This is a genomic window from Blastococcus sp. TF02A-35 (assembly GCF_004571075.1).
GTDB lineage: Bacteria > Actinomycetota > Actinomycetes > Mycobacteriales > Geodermatophilaceae > Blastococcus.
On record NZ_SPQP01000001.1, the window covers coordinates 28596 to 50646 of the forward strand.

Below are 22051 nucleotides of genomic sequence, written 5' to 3' on the forward strand. Positions count from 1 at the left end.
GGCAGGCCGCCGCGCACCGATGCTGCCGGGGGCTCCCCTGCGGCCGTGGACGCGGACGAGCGCGCGCCCCTGGGTCTCGACGACCTCGCCGACGACGAGGAGGCGGCTCCCGCACCGCGGCACCGGGTGCGCCGGACGCTGATCGTCGTCGGCTCGCTGGTGCTGGTGCTTGTGCTGGTCGTGGGCGGCATCGGGCTGTTCCTGGTCGACCGTTACGCCGGCAACGTAGACCGGGTAGGCGACGTGTTCGCCGGCCTCGAGGAGGAGACCCGGCCCGCGCCGGCCACCCCCGCCGAGGCGGCCGGTGCCGAGCCGCTCACCTTCCTGCTGGTCGGCTCCGACGACCGCATCTCACCGGAGGACGGCGAGCTGCCCGGCGGGCGCTCGGACGCGATCATGCTGGTGCGGTTCACCGCGGACCGGCAGAACGCCCAGCTCATCTCCATCCCCCGCGACAGCTGGGTCAACATCCCCGGACGCGGCATGAACAAGATCAATGCCTCGTACGCGTTCGGCGGGCCGAGCCTGCTCATCCAGACGGTCGAGGAGCTCACCCAGCTGCGCATCGACCACTACGTGGCGATCGACTTCGAGGGCCTGATCCAGGTGACCGACGACCTGGGGGGCGTGGACGTGGTCGTGGCGGAGACGACCAGCAACGGCCCGTACACGTTCCAGGCCGGCACGAACCACCTGAACGGCGAGCAGGCTCGCTGGTACCTCGCCGAGCGCAAGACCCTGCCGGGCGGGGACTTCGACCGGGTGCGGCGGCAGCAGCAGTACCTGCAGTCGATGTTCGGAAAGCTGTTCAGCTCCGACACCTTCAGCAGCCCCAGCCGCCTGGACGGCGCGCTGCGCGCGGTCACCAGCGCGGTCGCGGTCGATGACGGCCTGGGCAACGCCGACATGGTGTCGCTGGCTCTGTCACTGCGCGGCGTGACGCCGGAGAGCATCGACTTCTTCACCGCGCCGGTGCTCGGCACGGGCATGGAGGGGCCGGCCAGCGTCGTCTACCTCGACTCCACGGCCGGCGAGCGGATGTGGGGCTACCTGCGCAACGACACGTTGGGCAAGAACGCCGCGGAGTTCGCGAACGAAGCCCTGCCCGAGGTGCCCCGCTAGCCGCTCGTTCCGCCCCCTAGAGCCCAGTCACCACTCCGCACGCGGTCACTGCGTCAACACCTGGCGAGCGCCGCAACCGTCGCACAGTTCGTAGGTGCGCCGGTCAGCGCGCCACGCAGGGTTGAGCCAAGCTGTGCCGCGGCGAACGGCCCGCGACTCGACCACCGTGGTGGGACCGCCGCAGATCCCGCAGGGCTGACCCGGCCCAATCGAGCGTCTGCGCCGCTTCTCCATGGCCCCGCACCCTGGCACAGCCACCTGCCGCTGTGGGTGAATTCCGCCTTCCGGCGACATGGCCCGAGTGCGCCGCTCAGCGCCTCCCGCACCCGTAGCGGCCTGCCTCGTCGAACCTGCGGCGTTCGAACAGTCAGGCGTCGGTTGCCAGGTAGTCGCACAGCCCCGCCCGCCACTCACGGGGACGGAAGCCCGCATTCTGGATCTTGGTCAGCCTCAGCAGGCTGTTCAACGGCCTGGGCGCCATCCCGGTCTTTCCGGCGAAGTAGTCGGCGGTGCTGACGCGCGTCACGTCGTCGGCCGAGCGGCCGCGGGCGGTGAAGACGGCGGCGGCGACGTCGGCCCAGCTCGCCGGCTCGCCGTCGCCGGTGAGGTTGTAGGTGCCGTAGGGCGCCCGGCTCTCGACGAGGTGGCGGATGCCGGCGGCGAGGTCTGCGGCGGAGGTGAGCCGGCCGATCTGGTCGTCGACCACCGTGGGCGAGATGCCGCGGTCGGCGAGGCCCGCCATGGTGCGGACGAAGTTGCCGCCCTCCCCCACAACCCAGGTGGTGCGCACCAGCCAGTGGCGCTCGACCGCAGTGGCGCGGGCGTCGCCGTCGGCCTTGCTTCGGCCGTAGACGCTCAGCGGCGAGGGCGGCAGGTCCTCGGGGATGGGACCCGCATGCGTGCCGTCGAAGACGTACTCGCTGGAGAGGTGGACCAGGGCCGCGCCGTGCTCGTCAGCGGCCTCGGCCAGGTGGCCGACGGCGTCGACGTTGGCGGCGCGGACGGCGGCGTGGTTGGCCGGGTCCTCGGCGGCGTCGACGGCCGTCCAGGCGGCGGCGTTGAGGACGACATCGACGCCGGCCCAGACGTAGGCGCGCACGGCGGCCGCGTCGGTGACGTCGAGGGCGGCGCGGTCGAGGGCGACGGCCTGCGGGAACTCGCGCCGCAGCGCCCGGCCGAGCTGGCCGCCCGCGCCGACGATGACTGCGTTCACTGCCCCTGGGCCGCGTACTGGGCCTCGACGCCGTCCTTGAGCGGGCGCCACCAGGCGGTGTTCTCCCGGTACCAGTCGATCGTGGCGGCCAGGCCGTCGCGGAACTCGGTATACTTCGGCGTCCAGTTGAGCTCGGTGCGCAGCTTGGTGGCGTCGATGGCGTAGCGGAGGTCGTGGCCGACCCGGTCGGCGACGGAGTCGAAGGCGTCGGCGGGCTGGCCGGTGAGCTCGAGGATCAGGCCGAGCACCTCGCGGTTGTTCTTCTCGCCGTCGGCGCCGATCAGGTAGGTCTCGCCCGAGCGGCCGCGGTCGAGGATCGCGTGCACCGCGGAGTTGTGGTCCTCGACGTGGATCCAGTCGCGCACGTTCTCCCCTGCGCCGTAGAGCTTGGGGCGCAGCCCGGAGAGCACGTTGGTGATCTGCCGCGGGATGAACTTCTCCACGTGCTGGTAGGGCCCGTAGTTGTTCGAGCAGTTCGAGATGGTGGCGTGGATGCCGAAGGAGCGCACCCACGCGCGGACCAGCAGGTCGGAGCCGGCCTTGGTCGAGGAGTAGGGGCTGCTCGGGTTGTACGGCGTCTCCGGCGTGAACTTGGCCGGGTCGTCGAGCTCGAGGTCGCCGTAGACCTCGTCGGTGGAGATGTGGTGGTAGCGGACTCCGTGCTTGCGCACCGCCTCGAGCAGCGTGAACGTGCCGACGATGTTGGTCTGCAGGAACGGCGAGGGGTCGCGCAGCGAGTTGTCGTTGTGGCTCTCGGCGGCGAAGTGCACGACGACGTCGCTGCGGCCCACCAGCCGGTCGACGACGTCGGCGTCGGCAACCGAGCCGTGCACGAACTCGATGTCGTCGCGGACCGAGGCCAGCGAGGCCTCGTTGCCGGCGTAGGTGAGCGCGTCGAGGACGGTGACCTCGAACTCGGGGTGGTCGCGCAGGGTCTGGTGCACGAAGTTGGCACCGATGAAACCGGCGCCCCCGGTGACGAGCATGCGCATCGTCTGCTGACTCCTAAGCCGTGTCCCCGCCGGAGCGGAGCCCCGCCCGGCAACCGCCGCTCGGCGGATCGTCGTGCAAGGGACGACGGTAGTCGGCGAGGGACCCCATGACGCGACACCGCCCCTCGGCGGGGTGAGCCGCGTCCGTCAGCCACCGCGGGCCGGTGGGTCTGCCGTGAGCGCTCCGTAGCGGCCGGCGAAGTCCCAGGCCCCTGCCACCCACTTCTCCAGCCGGTACTCCCCTGGCACGGCGCCCTCGGCACGGACCTGCTTCCGGTGCTCGCCCTGCATCGGGATGCCCGCCTCGAAAGCGGCCAGGTCGTCATCGGGAGCCTGGAACTGCCTCACCACCTGGCCGTTCTCAGCCACCACCCGGTACCTCGCCACAGCGCCAGCCTCCTTCGCCGTGCCGGCCTCGTAACCGAGGCGTCAGCCTGCCCGTCGCCCCAGGGCGCGGTAAGACCAACCGGCCTCGGTCCAGGCGGTCCGGCTCAGGGCGTTACGACCGTCGAGCACTCGCTTCTGGCGGACGACCTCACCGAAGGCGACCGGGTCCAGCTCCCGGTACTGCTTCCATTCCGTCAGCACGAGCACCGCGTCGGCCCGCTCGGCCGCCTCCTCCGGGGTGGCGGCGTAGTCGAGGTGCGGCCACTCGCGACGGCTGTTCTCGATCGCGGCCGGGTCGGTCACGCGGACGACGGCACCCTGGAGCTGCAGCTGCTGGGCGACGTTGAGGGCAGGCGAGTCGCGGATGTCGTCGCTGTCGGGCTTGAACGCCGCGCCCAGCACCGCCACGCGCTTGCCGAGCAGCGATCCGTCCAGCACCTCGCGGGCCAGCTCGACCATGCGGATGCGGCGGCGCATGTTGATGTTGTCGACCTCGCGCAGGAAGGTCAGCGCCTGGTCGGCCCCCAGCTCCCCGGCGCGGGCCATGAAGGCGCGGATGTCCTTGGGCAGGCATCCGCCGCCGAAGCCGAGCCCGGCGTTGAGGAACTTGCGCCCGATCCGGTCGTCGTACCCGATGGCGTCGGCCAGCAGCTTCACGTCCGCGCCTGTCGCTTCGCAGAGCTCCGCCATCGCATTGATGAAGCTGATCTTGGTGGCGAGGAAGGAGTTCGCCGCGGTCTTCACCATCTCCGCGGTGGCGTAGTCGCTCTCCACCTTGGGCGTGCCTCGCTCGACGATCGTCGCGTAGACCTCGTCGAGCAAAGCCCGGGCGGTGACGGCGTCCGGTCCGGCCGGCAGCCCGTAGACCAGCCGGTCGGGGTGCAGGGTGTCCTGGACGGCGAACCCCTCGCGCAGGAACTCGGGGTTCCAGGCCAGCAGGGCGCCGGGCACCTTCGAGGCGACGAGGTCGGCCAGCGCGGCTGCGGTGCCGACGGGCACGGTGGACTTCCCCACGACCAGCTCGCCCGGGGCCAGCACGTCGATCAGCGACTCGACGGCGCCCTGCACGTAGCGCATGTCGGCGGCGTACTCACCGCGCTTCTGCGGGGTCCCCACGCAGACGAAGTGCACGGATGAGCCTGCGGCCTGGGCGAAGTCGGTGGTGAAGCGGAGGCGCCCGGTGGCGAGCGTGCGGGCCAGCAACTCCTCGAAGCCCGGCTCGTAGAACGGGGCCTTCGCCATCGCGAGGGCCTCGATCTTGGGCACGTCGACGTCGATGCCCACGACGTCGTGGCCGAGCTCGGCCATCGAGGCAGCGTGGACCGCCCCGAGGTAACCACAGCCGATGACCGAGATTCGCATGCCTTGCTCCTGTTCGAAGAAGACAGCAGGACGGCGCGCTCGACCGCCCCGCTGATCACTCCGGACGGTAAGGCGTCAGCATCCTCCGTTGCCACCCCGGCGAGGTCGGACCAACCCCATCGGGAGAGTTCAAACTCTTGAGCCCACGGGCCATGCCGGCCGGTCGACCGGCTACTCCGGTGAGGTGTGGTGCTCGTGCAGGTCCGCCAGCCGGCCGAGCAGCGGGAGGAGGGCTCCGGCGATCAGCTCCCCGACCTCCTCGTGCACCTCTGCCGACTTGCCGATCGGGTCCCGGACGTCGTCCTCCGCGCCGGCCCCACGCCGTGACCGGGCCGTCGCGAGTGCGGCGACCAGGTGTCGAGCGCGCTCGCGGAACGTGTCTCCCGCAAGGTCCGCGTCCGGCGGCACCAGGTCGAGAAGGCCTGCCGCCTCCCGTAGCGTGAAGGTCCGGCTCAGCCCGCGGGGAGCCATCGCCAGCACGTCCCGACGATGCGTCCGCGTCATCGTCAAGATTAGGTCCGCCTCCGCCGGATGCCTCTCAATCAGCTGCTGCGCTCGGAAGGCGCCGGGCTCCGCGCCGAAGCCGTTGAGGACGAGGGCGCTCAGCGGATGCATCTCGGATCCGACGACGGCCTGCGTCCCGGCACTCGTCAGCCGGACGTCGGCGACCAGGTCGCCGAGGCGCTCGTGGAGATAGGCGCTGCCCAGCCGCTCGGCCAGCGCGGAGCGGCAGATGTTCCCGGTGCACACCAGCAGGACGGTGAAGGCCGGAGGCGGACCACCGGAGTTGCTCATTGGCACATTGTGCGGTCAGTACGCCCCTGAGCCGCGGAGAACTGCCCCGACCGTCTTCCACAGGATCATGAAGTCGAACATCAGTGACCAGTTCTCGACATACCGCACGTCGATGCGCACCGAGTCGTCCCAGGAGAGGTCCGAGCGGCCGCTGACCTGCCACAGGCCGGTGAGGCCCGGCTTGACCAGGAACCGGCGGTGCATGTCGAAGCCGTACCGCTCGACCTCGGTGGGCAGCGGCGGACGGGGCCCGACGAGGGACATGTCGCCGCGGATGACGTTGAGCAGCTGCGGCAGCTCGTCCAGCGAGTAGCGACGGAGGAACTTCCCGACCCTGGTTACGCGCGGGTCATCCTTCTTCTTGAACAGAACACCGTTGCCATCGCTGGCGGTGGCCAGCTCCTCGACCATGCGGTCGGCGCCGGTCACCATGCTGCGGAACTTCAGCATCGAGAAGGTCTGACCATCGCGGCCCACCCGCTGCTGCCGGAAGAACACCGGCCCAGCGCTGGTGACCTTGACCGAGCAGGCGATTCCAAGGAGCACCGGCAACAGGAACAGCACGCCCAGCGTGGCCGCAGTCTTGTCGAAGAGATCCTTGGTGATGCGGCGGATACCGGTCAGCTCGGGGCGCTCCATGTGCATGAGCGGCAGCCCGCAGACAGGGCGGATACGCACTCGCGTCCCGACGATCTCGGTGATCGCCGGCGCCAGGAGGAGCTCGGAGCGGGTCTTCTCCAAGTCCCAGCCGAGCCGGCGCAGCGCCGGCCCGTCGAGCTCGGGGCACGGCAGAACGGCGACGGTGTCAACCTCGTAACGCTTCACCACACTGGCGACCTCATCCAGACCACCCAGTACGGGCAGGCCGTTGAAGGCGTCGGCGTTCGGACTCACCTGGTCGGCAGGGAGGCAGCAGCCGATGACCCGGTAGCCGTGGAAGGCCTCGCGGTTCAACTGTTCGTCGAGAGCTGCCACGGCGCCGCGGTGACCGACGAGGATCGTGGTCTGCAGGTGCTCGCCGCGGCCACGCGCCCGGTGCAACAGCTGCCGCTGCGTGTAGCGATGCGCCAAGGTCAGCGCCGCCGCGAGGGGAACCGCGACGACGACGAAGCCGCGGGCGACGTCGAGCTTGAAGGCCCACGAGACGGTCCCCAGCGTGGCGAGCAGCATCATCGCCGCGAAGAAGACGCGGCGGAACTCCTCGGCACCCACCCAGAGGAAGCGCTCCTCGTAGCTGCGGGCCACCAGCATGGAACCGACCCAGATGACGGGGAGCAGGAAAGCCGCCCACAGGGAAGCGGCGGCGGCTTCCTGATGGCCGAACCGCACGAGGTACCCCGCCGCACCGGCCACCGCCGCGCAGGCCACGTCGCCGACGACGATGCGGCGGACGTAGGCGCCGCGCCATGCCCGGCGCGCCTCCGTGCCCTCGCCGCGGAACCGCGACGCGTAGGAGGACCAGCCGCGACCGATAGTGCGTGCGTCGGCCCGGTCTCGACCGTCATGGACGTCGAGCATGGAAATAGCGGCACCCCCGTGCGCCTCGAAACCGCGAACGATCCCTGCCGCGTTGGCGGCGACGGGAACTTCATCGTTCAACTGCCGAGACGGTAGCGACGATTCCCGGTGATCGGTAGACCGTGGCCCCGCAGTGATGCGTCGCAACGCTCGATAGTCGCCCAAATCATGGCGAAATGCAGTCGACCGAGCGTCGGCTGGCCGCGAACCGGTGGGCTCACGAGCCCCGGGGCTTGTCGCCGCCTTCTTCGTAGCCGTAGCCGTAGCCGTACGCGCTGGCCAGTTCGGCCCGCGACGGCACGATGTTGAGAATGACGCCCAGAGTTTTAGCGCCCACCTGGGCCAGTGAGGCTGCAGCCTGCTGGAGCTGCTCCTTGCGGGTGCTGCCGTAGCGGACGGAGAGCAGCACCCCGTCCATGAAGACCGCCAGGCCGGTGGAGTCAGCAACGGGCAGGAGAGGTGGCGCGTCGACGAGCACGAAGTCGTTCCCGTCTCGGAGCTTTTCCAGCAAGGCGTACATGTTGCTGGAGGCCAGGAGCTCGCCGGGATTGGGCGGCGTTGGCCCGGAGGCGATGATCGACAAGCCGGCGGGGCCGTACTGCTGGACGACTTCCTCCACCTCCGCCGTGCCGGCGAGGACGTTCGTGAGGCCAACGCCGGCCACGATACCCAGGTACCGGGTGACCTTGGGCTTGCGGAGGTCTGCTTCCACGATGGTCACAGTCCGGCCGGCGTCGGCGAGAGCCAGACCGAGATTCACCACGGCGGTGGTCTTACCCTCAGACGGAAGCGCGCTGGTCACCATGATGACCTTGGGCGGCTCGTCCACGTTGAGGAACTGGAGGTTCGTGCGCAGCTGTCGGTAATCCTCGGCCGTTCGGGTGTTGCTGTTCCGGTCGACGACGTGCCGCTTCTCCAAGGCATCGTCGCGCAGCACGGTGCCGATGACCGGCACACCCGTCAGCTGCACGACCTCATCCGGATCCTTGACCGTGCGGTCGAGCCTCGCGCGCAGGACGGCCAGGCCCGCTCCCACCAACAGTCCGACGAGCAGTCCCAGCGCGACGTTGCGCGTCGTCTGCGGGGAACCGGGCGCACTCGCGGCTTCGGCCCCGTCGGTGACGGTGACCTTGATGGGGGAGATCTCCGCACCGTCCGGCGTCTCGAGTTCCGCCGCGAACTCGGTAAACTCCGCACCGACCGCATCGGCGATGCGCTGCGCCCGCTCGGGCGACTCATCCGTGACTGTCACGTCGATGAGCACGGTGCCGGTGACCGCGGTAGCGCTAATGCGGTCGCGCAGATGCTCGGCTGAATCCTCAAGACCGAGCCGGTCGATGACCCGCTGGGCCAGCTCCTCCCCGGTGATCAGCCGCGCGTAGGAGGTGACGCGCTGCTGGGAGAACTGACTACCTTGGAACGCCTCGGACGTCGAGGCGGTGTCCCGGGTCGAGACGAAGAGTTGCGTGGACGACGTATAGAGCGGCGTCTGCAGAAGGCTGACGCCGAGCGCCGCCGCACCGCCGACGACTAACCCGACCAGGGGCAGCCACCACCCGGCGCGCAGTGCGGCCAGGACCTCTCTCAGTTCCACGCCGTCCCCGTTTCCGTCGAGGGTTGCGCAGAGGCCCGACCCCGATGCCCTCGACTCCGCGAGACCTTAGAGGAGAAGTTCACCGTCGTGACGCGGCGGATAGCCACCGTGCCTCGATCGGGTCACGGGAACCGGGGGCGCAGTACGGCCCCCTCTGGCGTGCCGAAGACCATTGCAGCGGGCACGTCCCCGCTGACGACGGTTCCTGGCGTCACCAGTGCGGACACCCCGATGCGGCTACCGCCGAGCACGATGCAGCGCGCAGTCACCCAGGCGCCGTCCTCGATGACCACCGGCTTGGTGATGAGGGCCATGTCGCGTCGATGCGCGTGGGAGCCGGTCGTGACGAAGGTGCCCTGCGAGACGACGGCGTCCGATCCGATGCGCACCTGGTCCTGGTTGTGCAGCCAGACGTCCTCCCCGATCCAGCTGCGATCCCCGATGGTGAGTTTCCACGGGAAGCGCACGCGCAGGCGGGGCCGCAGAATGACACCTTGGCCGATGCGCGCACCGAACGCGACCAGGACAGCGCGGCGGAGCCGGGAACTTACCTGCCACGAGCTGCTGACGAACAGCAGCTCCGCCAAGCCCCAGACATAAACCTTCCAGGCCGGGGCGTCCCAGCTCTCCCCCGCACCGGGCGCGACTGAGAGGTCGATCACGGTGGGTTGTGACACCGGCTGAGGATACGGTCTACGCGCCCTCCACCCGGAGCCGTACAGCCTGAGGAGTATGTATGGCCACGTCGGCCGAATCGACCGGTGTCCCTTTGCGGGTCTCGATTATCGGGCTGAACTACGCACCAGAGACGACCGGTATCGCGCCGTACACGACCGGCCTCGCCCGACACCTGGCCATCTCCGGGCACGACGTGACGGTGATCACCGGTCACCCGCACTATCCGGAGTGGCGCCTGCACCCCGGCTACGAGCGGCCCCAGCCGCCGACCGATGACCACGGCGTGCGGCTAATCCGTGTGCCTCACCCAGTGCCGCGCAACCCGGGCGGCCTGTCCCGGGTGTGGATGGAGATCGTGTTCGCCATGCGCGCGGCAGCGAGGCTCGTCCGCCGGCGATCGGACGTCGTGGTCGTCGTCAGCCCGGCGCTCCTCAGCTTGCTGCCGGCGCTCCTCCTGCGTCCTTTCCGTGGTTTCCGGACGGGCGCAGTGGTGCAGGACCTCTACGGGGCTGCGCTGGCGGAGATAGGCCTGAGCGGGGGAAGACTCGCCCTGGTTACCGGCTGGCTGGAGCGCCTTCTGCTGCGCCGGATGAACGGCGTCGCGGTCATCCACCAGGTGTTTCGCCAGCGGTTGATCGCCAGCGGCGTGGCCGAGGACCGGATCCGCGTCATCCCGAACTGGGCTCACGTGACGGTCGCTGGCGGCGCGGATCGTGATCAGCGGCGCCGCAAGCTGGGCTGGGAGCCCAATGACTTTGTCGCGCTGCACGCCGGGAACATGGGCGCCAAGCAAGGTCTCGAAGGGCTCGTGGACGTCGGGCGCCTAGCGGAGAAGCGCGGTAGCAACGTTCGAGTCGTCTTGATGGGCAACGGATCGCAGCGGGACGCACTACAGACCCGGTCCGCCGGTGCCTCCCGAATCTCGATGATGGATTCCCTACCCGAGGGCGACTTCGAAGCCGCGCTCGCCGCCGCCGACTGCCTGCTGCTGCACGAGAAGCCGGGCGTCGTGGAGATGTCGGTTCCGAGCAAGCTGACGACCTACTTCACCGCCGGCCGCCCCGTGGTGGCCGCCACCCATGAGCGCAGCGGCGCCGCGGCGCTCATCGCCGCGTCGCAGGCCGGCGTGCGCGTCACGGCGGGCGACGCCGCGGGAATCCTCGACGCGATCGAGAAGCTCGCCGCCGACCCGGCGACCGCCGAGGCGATGTCGGCGAACGGCCAGGCATACGCAGCCGAGCACCTCACCGGGACGGCGTCATTGACGAGCTACGAGGCCTGGGTCCGCGTTACCGCTCGCTGAGCCTCAGGTGCGCTGCAGGGATCCTGCATCCATCTGCGAGCGGTACCACTGGTAGGTGTCGGCGAGCCCCTCCCGCAGACCGATCTGCGGTTGCCACCCCAAGCCCTTGATCTTGCTGACGTCGAGCAGCTTCCGCGGCGTGCCATCGGGCTTGGTGGTGTCGAACTCGAGGTCACCTTGGAAGCCGACGGTCTCAGCGACCAGTTCGGCGATCTCCCGGATCGAAAGGTCCTCCCCGACGCCGATGTTGATCGGCTCCGGCTGGTCGTAGTGCTCCAGCAGGTGCACGCACGCCCGGGCCAGGTCATCGACATGCAGGAACTCCCGACGCGGGGTGCCTGTCCCCCACACCGTCACCGACGGAGCCCCCGACCGCGCTGCTTCGTCAAACCTGCGGATGAGTGCGGGGAGGACGTGCGATCCGGTCGCGTGAAAGTTGTCACCCGGGCCGTAGAGGTTGGTCGGCATTGCGGAGATGTAGTGGACGCCGTGCTGGCGCCGGAGGGCCTGCACGTGGAGGACGCCGGCGATCTTGGCGATCGCATAGGCGTCGTTCGTCGGCTCCAGCAGCCCGGTCAGCAGCGAGTCCTCACGGATCGGCTGCGGGGCGAACTTCGGGTAGATGCAGCTTGAGCCGAGGAAGAGCAGTTTGGTGGCGCCGTGGTGGGCCGCGGCGTCGAGCACGTTGACCTGAATGCGCAGGTTGTGCGAGAGGAAGTCTGCCGGGTAGGTGCTGTTGGCGAGGATCCCGCCCACCTTCGCGGCCGCAACGACAACGGTGGCCGGCTTCTGCTCGGCGAAGAACGTCTCCACTGCGACCGCGTCACGGAGGTCTAGCTCCCGCGACGTCCGCGTGACCAAGTCGGTGAACCCGAGGTCCTGAAGATGCCGGAGGATCGCTCCACCGACGAGACCGCCGTGGCCGGCCACGTAGGTACGTGCACCCCTGTCGAGGGTCGTCACAGTCACAGTCGATCCTCCCCGTGTTGATTGGGCCCTAGGCTACGCGGAGCTTCTGCAGCGTACGGACCACATCGAACGGGGAACCGGTTATGGCGAAGTCAGCACTCATCACGGGTATCACCGGCCAGGACGGCTCATACCTTGCCGAGCTCCTGCTGAGCAAGGGCTACGAGGTCCACGGGATCGTGCGCCGCTCCTCGTCCTTCAATACCGAGCGCCTCGACGCGATCTATCAGGATCCGCACGTAGTCGACCGACGCCTGTTCCTGCACTTCGGCGATCTGAACGACGGTGTCACCCTGATCAACCTGCTCCGCGACGTCAACCCGGACGAGGTCTACAACCTCGGCGCGCAGTCGCACGTGCGCGTGTCGTTCGACCAGCCCGTCTTCACCGGCGACGTTACGGGCCTCGCCGCGATGCGCCTGCTGGAGGCGGTACGAGCCGCCCGCGTGCGCACGAAGATTTACCAGGCTTCCTCCTCAGAAATGTTCGGTGCTACTCCCCCGCCACAGAACGAGGACACCCCCTTCTATCCGCGCAGCCCTTACGGCGCCGCGAAGGTCTACGCGTACTGGGTGACGCGCAACTACCGGGAGGCGTACGACCTCTTCGCCGTCAATGGAATCCTCTTCAACCACGAGTCGCCCCGCCGCGGCAACACCTTCGTCACTCGCAAGGTGACCCGCGCCGTGGCTCGAATCCAGGCCGGCCTTCAGGACAAGCTGTACATGGGCAACCTCGACGCCGTGCGCGACTGGGGCTACGCCCCGGAGTACGTGGACGGCATGTGGCGCATGCTGCAGGCGCCAGAGCCCGCCGACTACGTACTCGCCACGAACACGGCGTATTCCGTCAAGGATTTCGTCCGCATGGCCTTCGAGCATGCCGGTCTCGAGTGGGAGAAGTACGTCGACTACGACGCGCGCTACGAACGCCCCACCGAGGTCGACGCTCTCATTGGTGACTACACCAAGGCCAAGCAAGAACTGGGCTGGGAGCCCAAGGTGCGGACGCCCGACCTCGTTCGCATTATGGTCGACGCCGACATTCAGCTTCTGGAAGACGAACGATCGGGCCGTCACGTGCGCATCGACAAATAGTCGATCGCCTCGGGTGCCCGAGCCACCTTCCTACCTACTGCGGAGATTCACGCACGTCTAGCTGCTCACCCGTTCCGCTCCCGCAGTGGCCAGTCCAACAGTCTAACAACGAGCTACTCGTCTACAACTGTCCGATAAGTGCCCGCCAAGGTGCTCACCACCGTATCGATGCCATACTTTTCGCGAACCAGTTGAGCCGCGGCTCGATGCATGCGCATCCAAGTATTCTCGTCACCGCAGATGGCAGCGACTGCAGCAGCGACGTCACCCGCGGACGCCTCATCCGCAAGAATAAGACCCGCACCGTACGCGGCAACGTCATCCGCTATACCACAAGATTCGCACAGCACAACCGGCGTACCGACGCTCAGCGCCTCCAGGGCGATCATCGGAAAGGGCTCATTGAGGGACGGGAGGACCAGCACTTTGCTCAGCGCGAGCAAATTCAAGACTCGCGGCCGCTCCTGACCACCGACCAGCAGAGGACGACGCTCCCGCGGCACGTTCTCGAGTTCACGCCGCAACGCCGCCAGTTCGCCACCATCGGGCCCGCAGATAAGAAATCGAACGCCCCGCGGTCGCTCCGCTACCTGGGAAGCCTTGAGGAACAGGAGCGGTCGCTTACGGGCATTGAGACGAGAAGCGAACGTCGCATACGGGCGACGACTGGAAAGGGGTGGCGAATGCTGCACCACACCATTACTAAGCGGCACCAGATTACGGTCCGACAGCTCCCACTTTATCGGCGCTAGCTCCGTTCGCTCTCTTTCCGTTAGGTAGAACACTCGCCGAGCACCGCGCAGAACCGGACCTGTAAGGAGCGCGTCGTAGATGCGGGCCAGCAATCCACTCTTCGGAACAAGCATCCCGTGGGGCTGGACCACATACGGAACCCGACGTGCGCGACACGCAAGCGCCACGAGCATGCTGAATAGGTCCCGCGCCAGATGAACGTGGACAACGTCTTGCGCCGGCAACGAACGGATAGTTCTCATAAGGGTACGAGGCGCCAGCATCCCACTGAACCAGCCAGCCGATCCAGGGACTGGGCGCCCCATGATGACTGCTTCCGCCCCCCGCGCCACTGCAGGCGCCGACACAAGCCCATCCGACATGGCTGCCACCGTTAGGGTGAAGCCGCGATCGGAGAGTTTCGCGACTTGCTCCTCCATGACCGCAACGGGTCCGCCGAAAGGATTGCCTCGGCCAACGAAGGTGACCACATGTAGTACTCGCACTCGCTCAGGCTAACCTCCTCTTGCCTAGTCCCGGAACCTATAGCGAAACCGGGCCGGGGCAACGCACGGTCTGGCATCGAGACTGGTGACGATAGGAATGGGGTCGAAAGATGCACTGGGTGATCGCCAATCCCGGTTCCATACCGGAACTCCTGCGCCTCGCAGAGCACTTGGACTCATCTGGCGACCGAGTCACGTACATCACGCCGCTCGGGTGGACGGCACGCGCCGGTGAACAAGGCCCAGGGGCCCGCATGCTGGGCAAAGGAATACGCGAAGGATTGAGGCGACGGACGCCAGCCCTCACTCGGCCGGGGCAACGAGTCCGCAGACGCGCCACCGCGCTGGAGCTTGGTTACCTGCTGGCACGCAGGCTAGGACTCACCTCTCTGCGGGAGGTCCTGCTGTCGAGGCGGAACGTGGCATTCGACAGAGCTGTCTCGCGATGCCTCAATCAAGACGTTGATGCGCTTGTCGTGCGAAGCACCGCTTGCATCCGCTCCTTGCGCAGGGCCAGAGCCCTAGGAGTGTTGACAGTCCTTGATGCCCCGATCATGCACCAGCGGTCCCTCAGTGACCTCTTAGCCCGCGAGGCCGCGGCTTTCCCTAGCCTCAGCGACTCCTTGGTGGACCTCAAGGCTGAGGCCGTCGCCGAATCCTTGGATCGCGAACTCGACCAGGCCGATATCATTATCGCGCTGTCCAATGCCCATGCTCACAGCTTCGTGGAAAACGGAGTCGATAGCACTCGACTACTACTCGCTCCGCTCGGCGTTGATACGGAGCTCTTCGCCTTCCGCCCTAGACCTAGTCGGGTAGCCGAGCACCCACCGCAGGTCCTGTTCGTTGGACAGATTACGCAACGCAAAGGCCTCGCCTACCTCATCAACGCGATGGACCTCGTTCGGCAAGCTCAACCGGATGTGATCTTGAAGCTAGTAGGGAGCGCTCACGGCGACATCCTCAGCCAGTTGCCCCCCTACGTTGTCTGGCATGACGCGGTCGCGCGCGAACATCTCGCCGCGCACTATCATCAGGCGGACGTTTTCGCCTTTTTGTCACTCGCTGAAGGGTTCGCTCAGACGCCCCTAGAGGCCATGGCGTGCGGACTGCCCGTAGTCATGTCGCGACAGGCATACGGGCCAGACGGCCCGGTCAGAGACGGCGTGGAGGGCTTTGTACTTGACGCTCGCGATGTTGGCGGAGTCGCAGCAAAGATTGTTCAGTTGTTGGCCGACGAGGCGACGCGACAGGGCATGGGTGCGGCTGCCGCCTCCCGGGCGCGCGAGTTCACCTGGGAACGCTTTGCGGGGAAGGTTCGGCGAGATGTGTTAACGGTTCTCGCCAAACGACGCAGCACGAGCCATGGCACGCGCTAGTGGCTCGACGTTTGTTGTCCCTACGTAGTCGCGCCCCTGGCCAGAGTGGCGTTAGCGTGTGGAGGAGGGGGCGCGCACAGTTTATTGCTCTGCTAGGCAGCCGTGCACTCGCGGGACTTTGTCAGCTGCTAGTTCTCGGCATGCTGGCCCGTAGCCTGGAACCGGCCCTCTACGGTTCGTACGCAGCGTATTCAAGCGTCTTGTTGCTGTCCCTGAACCTCACCGACTTCGGTTTCGGTGTTCGGGCTATGAGATTACAAGCCGAAGCTGAGGCCGCACGGGCTGCGGGATGGATTGTCGCGATACGCCTCGCAACGAGCATGACCACCTGCCTGCTGGGGTGGATCATCTGGTCACTTATCATCGACCTACCGTCTTGGTACGGAATTGCCATCGGACTGTACTTGGCCGGGGAGAATTTTGGCGACCTAACGGCAGGGCTGATCCTCGGACGAGGAGGCGTGTACGGCGCTGCGGTATCAATATTGGCACGCCGCGCGGGTACCGTGCTCGCCTTTGTCACGCTTGGCTTTGGGCCGGATGAAGCTATGTCCGTTCTCGCCCTAGCAGGCTTTCTTGGCTACGGCCTGGGATTCATGTTCTCGGTTCGCTACGTTGACATGCGTTTGCATTCGTGGCGCACCTTCTGGAGGGGCGGCATGCGATTGTGGGGCCTAGCTGGCGTTGCCAACCTTCAAGCTGCTGATGCGCTGCTTGTGAGCCTGGCTGGCGGCGTCCAAGTGGCTGGCTTATATAGCGCTCCGACTCGGTACGCGTCTCCCCTACAGCTCGTGACTAATGTCGCCTTGCAACTCATAACACCGCGGCTCGCAGCACGCGCTCTTGAGGATCAATTGCAGCTTTGGAACCGCGCACGGTTGGGGATGTACGCATACTTGGCCTTGCTAGCCGTCGGAGCCTTCGCCTCCCCTTGGTTGGTAGTTCTTCTCCTCGGCGAGGCTTACCAAGCCTCATGGCCAGCCCTCGCCGCGGTAATGCTCGTAGCTGGGGTGTCCGGCTTGACGCAGTTGAATAACTCCCTCGTTATCGTGAGCGTCGTGCCGCAGCGATTGATCTATGCGTCGCTAGCCGCCATCCTGCTTGGACTCGCGATCACGGCAGGAGGGGCAGCGACAGTCGGCGTGTGGGGTGCCGCCTGTGGCTACCTGACAACAGCCATGCTGCTCTTCCTTGCTTCAGAGGCGACTAGGCGTCACGTGCTCCGAGATCCCGTCAGTGTCCGGTCAGGCGACGAAGGACAGCGTCCGCGTAAGCGGGCCAGTCCCTGACCTGGGACTCCTGGCGTATGGCCCTCCCTCGGGCTTGGCGGAGGGCAATGTCCTCACGCCTGACTTCGCCGATAGCTGCTCGTAATGCGAGGACGTTGCCCGCTTCCACGCTCGTGAACGACCCGATCGGCATAATTTCGACGGCACCGTTGTTTTGAGTGGTGATGACTGGCACACCGGCCGCAGCTGCCTCAAAGGTCACCAGTGCACAAGCGTCCTCGATTGTCGGAAGGACGAACACGTCCGCGCTTGACATGAGGCTGCGCACTTGACCTTGCGGGACAGTGCCAAGGTAACGAACGTTGTCAGGCAACTTCTTGATGAGATCTGGCGCCACAAGAGGGCCGGCTAGTTTCAGTTCGAGCTTCAATCCCCTCACAGCCTCCAGAAGGAAGGGCAACCCCTTTCGACGGCTGATCTGGCCAACATACAGTGCAGTTAGAGGCCCGTCTGGCTTGCTAAGAGCATCGGGCCTCATAGTATGAAGCGCGACACCGTAGTGCTCGATCGCTATCGCAGCCTTGTGGTGGAGACTGAATTGGGCAGCTACTAGGCGGGATGGTGCGAGTACGACTGAGCTGTACTCAACCTCCTCCAGGATGCGATCGACCACTCGGGTCGGGACAAGCTCTTGCTCAACCTCGCGCCTCTCATAGAACCGCAACAGCAGGTCATTCTGCGCGAGGGGATGAGCGTTCACAGCATGAAGGATTGTTCTTATTCCGCGCGATCGCGCCTCGCGGAACGTCTCTACGGAAGCAGCGGGCATTCCCAGGTGCCACTTGGCCCGCTCCGGGATATGCACTCGGGCTTTGCGATCGAATCGTGCTGCCGATACGTACATGTACCGCGCACGAAGATGGGCGCTCGGAACCCGTCCCACGATCAGTCGGCCAATCTCAAGCTCTGGTGCGATGAGGTGAGCGGCTTCCAGTATTGGCCATCCGCGGGCAAGCCGATCAATAGCGCTCAGCCGACGCAACGGCCCCGCCGCCGATGCCAAGCGCTGTTGCGGGCGCGCCTGCAAGATCATGCGACTTAGATGTCCTTTAGCATGCCATTGGTTCGCGAGCGCCAGGAATGCGCCCTCTGGGTAGGGGCTCGACATAGAAATCTCCGCCGACCCGGTCATTGGACGTTACCCCTAGCAAGAGCTCGATGAATCGCGGCGGCGGCGTCGTTTGGACCCCAAGCAAAGATTTCCGGGAAGGCGATCGGTCCCGCCCAGGAATCCCGACTCTTCTGCATCGCAGTTTGAAGGGTGAGCATGTGCTTCCCGACGCCATACACACCAGCCATGTTCGCGTACTCCGAATAGCAGCCCACGCGTTCATCAATCACTGCGTGCAGTCCGGCCGCGAGGGCCTCCGTCGCCACAAAGCCCCATACTTCCTCCCTAGAGGGCAAGACCAGCGTCTGACCCAATGCGTATAGGGAGGCAAGACGATGCTGAGGGACGTGTCCCAGCATCTCCACGCGCCCTTTCAGACTGAGCGCTTCGATAGCTGCTTGTAAACTGCCAGACAATGGCCCGTCGCCCGCAATTACAAGTTTGTCGTCGGTGGAGGCGACTTCGCGAAAAGCGCGCAGTACTGACTGCGGCCTTTTCCGGTCGACGAGTTGTCCACAGAACAGGAACACATGACCCGCTGCACTGGCCGGGTGCGCGAGCTTCATTCGCTCCTGTTCCACGGACTCCCGCCAAGCCGCGTTATCAATGCAGTTCTTCACCTCGTGGATCCGGTCGTCCTCGATACCCTGAAAGCGCATCGCCTCAGTCGAACGCTGGCCTACGGTGAAGACTCCATCAAGCGCCCTGAAGAAGCGGGCGCGAGCGGCCGACACCGGCCTGGCGTTATACTTTTGCGTCATCAATGTAGACTCATTGAAGCCATAGACGCGCGCACCGTTTCGCTTGGCTGCGCGCATCAGTGCCCAGGAGATCGGATGCTCCCAGCTGGGCAGAATGACAGCATCGGCCCCTCGAAGGTGTGGCGCCATACTCGAAACCGGGAAGTAGTGCGTAGCCTCACCACGGCGCAAGCCGAGGGTGTGCAGGAAGTCCAATCGTACGCCCTGGAGCTCCTTCGAACTCTCCGCCCAATGTCGGTTGTGTTCGTTCTGGGCCAGAAGCGCAATGGTAAGATCTAGCCGCTCGCCGAGCGCTTGCCATAGCGGGAAGCGGTATGGAGCGGCGAGGTTCGTGAACCAGACCAGCCGCAATGCAACCCCCTCGATATGATCCTGCTAAACTGTCCTGCCCAGCCTAGCGGAGAGCGTTGGAGGAGCGTATGGAACTCGGCGGCCGAAACGACTCTCCTGGCGCCCGGCCGCCGCGGCGCGTGCGTTTGTCAGGTTGCACTCTCCTCGCGACAAGCGCGGCTTGCTTAGCATTGGCCGCCGTTGGTTGGTCCGCAAATGCGACGATGGTGCTCTTGATCTTCGCAACTATCTCTGGTTTCTCCGGCATGCATACTCTCACCGCCGAAGCTGACTTGACGGAACCGATCTGGTGGATCAATGGCGCTGCATTCATCCTTTTCGTGGCACACCCATGGGCTCTCATATACACGGACAGCGTTGGCTACGCATTCTACGATCGATTTGATATCGCTGGAACGTACACCGAGGCACTGACATTAGGCTGGCTGTTTACACTGGCCGCAAATTTCGGCGCGGTGATTGGTCGACGCAGGAAGCTCGGTCGAGCCGCTAACCGCGCAGCGCGCACGAGCAAGCAGACCTCTTCGTTCATATGGGCCGCTGGCATTGCTAGCGTTGTTGCGTTCATCGTCCTACCAGGCACTCTGACTGGCGAGGGCGCAAGCAGCGGCTCAGCCGGAGCCGGTCGAACGGCGTATGTGTACTTGCTTCCGCTGATGCTCATCGGGTCCGCTTGTACGCTAATCGCTTTAGGTCAGTCTGCGAGCAGGGTGTGGCTCAGTCGTACGGGGTGGGCAATCGGGGCGGTCTACTCCGTCATTCTACTTGTCAGCGGACAGAGGAGTTCGCTGCTCTTGGCGCTACTGGCACCCGTCGTGACGTCGGCCCTGATGTCCCGGCGGCGGGCGCCCCGAATCACACTCCTCGTCGGCGGTTGCGCACTTGCCGCCGCTTTCGGGCTGATCCGAGATGCGAACGCGCCGGGAGAGACGTTCTGGTCGTCGGTTAGCTACGGCGTGCGGGAGCCCGGCAGCATCTTCGTGCGGACGGTCACCGGTAACGATACCGAGATGGTCGACGCCCTTGCCGTAGAGCTGTCGATTGTTCCCGAGGTCATACCTCACCGGCCGCTATCAACGGTAACTAGCACGTTGGGCGCCCCAGTACCGCGCTTAGTTTGGCCCGACAAGCCTGAGACCGTCGATGTTGTTCTTAACGGGTACCTGCTCGGGCTTGGGTCAAACTCCGCTGGTCCTGCGTACTCTTTGGTCGGAGAGGCATACTTTGACTCGGGGTGGCCGGGAGTCGGCGCAGCAGGCTTAGGGTTAGGGTATGTCTTCACGCGCCTCTGGCGTCACCAGAAGGCCTCGTCGGAGTGGCGCACCAAAGTAGTTTATGCCGTCCTTTTGGCTGGGCTACCCATCATCATTCGTGGCGTCGTGGCATACAGTCTCGCCATCTTTCTTGCGGTGCTTCTACCGGTAGTCCTCGGTTGGGTTCTACTGCTGCTGCGGGGCAGTCCGGGGTTGGTGGATGAAGGCCAGAACGCGCGAGCGGTCGTCTCGCTTCGGTGAACGCCTTCGAGAACCCCGAGGTCCTGGCGCACCAGCCGAGCGGGGAGCACCACCTAGACATCGGCCTCAACGTCAGCCCGAGCCGGAGCCGGTTCGGCAGGCGTGACCAACGGCGATCCGCCGCCGCGCCATTACGACCCAGGGCGCCTAGCCTCTCCTTCGGGAGAGGCGCCCTGCGTCGTCTGACGTGCGCTAGCGGGTGGCGTCCGCGTGAATCTCCCGGCGGGCGCCGCAGGTCGAGCACACCTCGTGCACCTGCACGTCGGGGCTCCACAGCGGATTCACCCAGGCCGACCAGGTCCTGACCTTTCGGCTCGTCGTCAGCATCAGCTTGCTGCCGCAGAGAGTGCACCGGCCCTCACCTAGGACGGCGCTGGTCCGCTTGCGTCGAGCCGGCTTCACCGGCTCATCGTCCCAGCCGCCCCGGGCCGGTTCCGCCCGCCCGTCACGCAGCCGTCCTTCGGCTGGCTCGCAACTCGGCTGGCACTCCCGGGACGGCTGTGACGGACGAGCCGGATCGTGAGCGACACGTGCCGGACGCGGGGTTGGCGCGCCCCCGGCCACTCCTACCCTTCGGCCATGCCTTGTCCCACCTGTGGGGCGACGGGCGAGCGCACGCAGATCCTTCCCGGTTACTGGCGCTGCGACGCCGTCGTCCGTGTCGGCGAACTCGTCGGCGGCCCGGCCGTTCCGGCGGCGGAGCCGGCGGAGACCAAGCGCTGCAGCACCATCTACATCCAGACGCGCGCGGACGACGAGGCGGCGCTCTGCCGCTGCGGCGACCCCGCCATCGGCGAGTGCACCGAGTGCACCCGCGCCGTCTGCGCTGACCACTCGGCCCTCTGGCAGGGCTGGCGCGTCTGCGACCGCGACCTGGCCAACGCCCGCATGCGCTCCCGCGCGGCAGCCCTCGCCGAGGAGCGCCGCCGGGAAGAGGAGAAGGCCGCAGCCGAGGCCGAGCGCCAGCGGCAGCGCACCGAGCTGCTCGAGCTCGCCGACGAGGACGCCGTCTGGGTCCTCTACGCCCGCGACGAGAAGCGCACGGAGCAGGAGATCCGCTCCGCCGTCCATGTCCTCCGCGGCCTGAACGCCGCCGAGTTCACCGATGTCTGCCTCTACCTCCTGCCCTACGCGCGCGACCCCGAGAAGCGCCGCACCGGCGTCACTCGCCTCTCCGGCTGGGCCTTCGAGGGCGCGGACTACCACGGCCGGTCCTGGTTCCTGACCCGCAAGGGCGAGTGGCACCGCAGCGGCGCCTACGGTGCATCAGCCTCGGAGGGCCGCTGGAAGAAGGTGCGCTTCGACGACGTCGAGAAGCGCGCTGTCATCGACGAGCTCGCCTGGCAGCAGAGAGTCGACAGCGCACTCATCTGACCGA

General features: G+C 66.5%; 19 protein-coding genes. 7 read left to right on the forward strand and 12 right to left on the reverse strand.

Annotated features, from left to right (window positions below; genetic code table 11):
* Positions 1-45 precede the first annotated feature (45 nt).
* Positions 46-1122, forward strand: a complete 1077-nt coding sequence (locus tag E4P43_RS00165) for an LCP family protein (RefSeq protein WP_245158834.1) — start codon at positions 46-48, stop codon at positions 1120-1122.
* 367 nt (positions 1123-1489) lie between these two features.
* Here E4P43_RS00165 and E4P43_RS00170 read toward each other — a convergent pair whose 3' ends face one another.
* The 8 genes from E4P43_RS00170 to E4P43_RS00205 all read right to left on the reverse strand — a co-directional run bounded on the left by E4P43_RS00170 (position 1490) and on the right by E4P43_RS00205 (position 9660).
* Positions 1490-2335: an NAD(P)-dependent oxidoreductase gene (locus tag E4P43_RS00170; protein ID WP_209313658.1), complete on the reverse strand. Its 846-nt coding sequence runs from the start codon at positions 2333-2335 to the stop codon at positions 1490-1492.
* Complete coding sequence (gene rfbB / locus E4P43_RS00175) at positions 2332-3327, reverse strand: dTDP-glucose 4,6-dehydratase (RefSeq protein ID WP_135143397.1); 996 nt, start codon at positions 3325-3327, stop codon at positions 2332-2334. Before rfbB ends, E4P43_RS00170 begins: the two co-directional genes overlap by 4 nt.
* 147 nt (positions 3328-3474) lie before the next feature.
* Entirely contained in the window at positions 3475-3696 is a 222-nt protein-coding gene (locus E4P43_RS00180; RefSeq protein ID WP_135143398.1) for a hypothetical protein, read from the reverse strand.
* A 60-nt stretch (positions 3697-3756) separates the two neighbouring features.
* Positions 3757-5076 carry a UDP-glucose/GDP-mannose dehydrogenase family protein gene (locus E4P43_RS00185; protein WP_135143399.1) on the reverse strand — a complete coding sequence of 440 codons (1320 nt, stop codon included), beginning with the start codon at positions 5074-5076 and terminating at the stop codon, positions 3757-3759.
* A 171-nt stretch (positions 5077-5247) separates the two neighbouring features.
* Entirely contained in the window at positions 5248-5871 is a 624-nt protein-coding gene (locus E4P43_RS00190; protein ID WP_135143400.1) for a hypothetical protein, read from the reverse strand.
* Positions 5872-5886: 15 nt separating this feature from the next.
* Positions 5887-7470, reverse strand: a complete 1584-nt coding sequence (locus E4P43_RS00195) for a sugar transferase (protein WP_245158835.1) — start codon at positions 7468-7470, stop codon at positions 5887-5889.
* 136 nt (positions 7471-7606) lie between these two features.
* On the reverse strand, positions 7607-8983 hold the full coding sequence (locus E4P43_RS00200; protein ID WP_135143401.1) for a polysaccharide biosynthesis tyrosine autokinase: 1377 nt from the start codon (positions 8981-8983) through the stop codon (positions 7607-7609).
* A 122-nt stretch (positions 8984-9105) separates the two neighbouring features.
* A complete protein-coding gene (locus E4P43_RS00205; RefSeq protein WP_135143402.1) occupies positions 9106-9660 on the reverse strand; it encodes an acetyltransferase in 555 nt (184 codons plus the stop codon).
* Positions 9661-9719: 59 nt separating this feature from the next.
* Here E4P43_RS00205 and E4P43_RS00210 point away from each other — a divergent pair, with 59 nt between their 5' ends.
* Positions 9720-10964 (forward strand): glycosyltransferase family 4 protein, encoded by a 1245-nt coding sequence (locus tag E4P43_RS00210; RefSeq protein WP_135143403.1) that lies wholly within the window; start codon positions 9720-9722, stop codon positions 10962-10964.
* Positions 10965-10967: 3 nt separating this feature from the next.
* On the opposite strand, the gene E4P43_RS00215 is transcribed toward E4P43_RS00210, so the two are convergent.
* Positions 10968-11927, reverse strand: a complete 960-nt coding sequence (locus E4P43_RS00215; protein ID WP_209313659.1) for a GDP-L-fucose synthase — start codon at positions 11925-11927, stop codon at positions 10968-10970.
* 89 nt (positions 11928-12016) lie between these two features.
* Between E4P43_RS00215 and gmd the strand changes: the two genes are divergently transcribed.
* Positions 12017-13030: a GDP-mannose 4,6-dehydratase gene (gmd, locus tag E4P43_RS00220; RefSeq protein ID WP_135143405.1), complete on the forward strand. Its 1014-nt coding sequence runs from the start codon at positions 12017-12019 to the stop codon at positions 13028-13030.
* Between the two features lie 113 nt (positions 13031-13143).
* Here the strand turns inward: gmd and E4P43_RS00225 are convergent, their stop codons facing one another.
* Positions 13144-14268 (reverse strand): glycosyltransferase, encoded by a 1125-nt coding sequence (locus E4P43_RS00225; protein ID WP_348522038.1) that lies wholly within the window; start codon positions 14266-14268, stop codon positions 13144-13146.
* A 626-nt stretch (positions 14269-14894) separates the two neighbouring features.
* Here E4P43_RS00225 and E4P43_RS19700 point away from each other — a divergent pair.
* Together E4P43_RS19700 and E4P43_RS00235 are read left to right on the forward strand one after the other, a co-directional pair.
* Positions 14895-15647 (forward strand): glycosyltransferase family 4 protein, encoded by a 753-nt coding sequence (locus tag E4P43_RS19700; protein ID WP_167759002.1) that lies wholly within the window; start codon positions 14895-14897, stop codon positions 15645-15647.
* A gap of 200 nt (positions 15648-15847) precedes the next feature.
* Entirely contained in the window at positions 15848-16936 is a 1089-nt protein-coding gene (locus E4P43_RS00235; RefSeq protein WP_245158836.1) for a hypothetical protein, read from the forward strand.
* Here the strand turns inward: E4P43_RS00235 and E4P43_RS19705 are convergent.
* Together E4P43_RS19705 and E4P43_RS00245 are read right to left on the reverse strand one after the other, a co-directional pair.
* The gene (locus E4P43_RS19705; RefSeq protein ID WP_167759004.1) at positions 16881-17636 is read right to left on the reverse strand and encodes a glycosyltransferase family 4 protein; all 756 of its coding nucleotides are present in this window, start codon (positions 17634-17636) and stop codon (positions 16881-16883) included. The genes E4P43_RS00235 and E4P43_RS19705 overlap by 56 nt on opposite strands.
* 428 nt (positions 17637-18064) lie before the next feature.
* Positions 18065-19159: a glycosyltransferase gene (locus E4P43_RS00245; RefSeq protein WP_135143410.1), complete on the reverse strand. Its 1095-nt coding sequence runs from the start codon at positions 19157-19159 to the stop codon at positions 18065-18067.
* Between the two features lie 212 nt (positions 19160-19371).
* Between E4P43_RS00245 and E4P43_RS00250 the strand changes: the two genes are divergently transcribed.
* Positions 19372-20673 carry an O-antigen polysaccharide polymerase Wzy gene (locus tag E4P43_RS00250; RefSeq protein WP_167759005.1) on the forward strand — a complete coding sequence of 434 codons (1302 nt, stop codon included), beginning with the start codon at positions 19372-19374 and terminating at the stop codon, positions 20671-20673.
* Positions 20674-21252: 579 nt separating this feature from the next.
* Complete coding sequence (locus E4P43_RS00255; protein WP_135143412.1) at positions 21253-22047, forward strand: hypothetical protein; 795 nt, start codon at positions 21253-21255, stop codon at positions 22045-22047.
* The last annotated feature ends 4 nt before the right edge of the window (positions 22048-22051 follow it).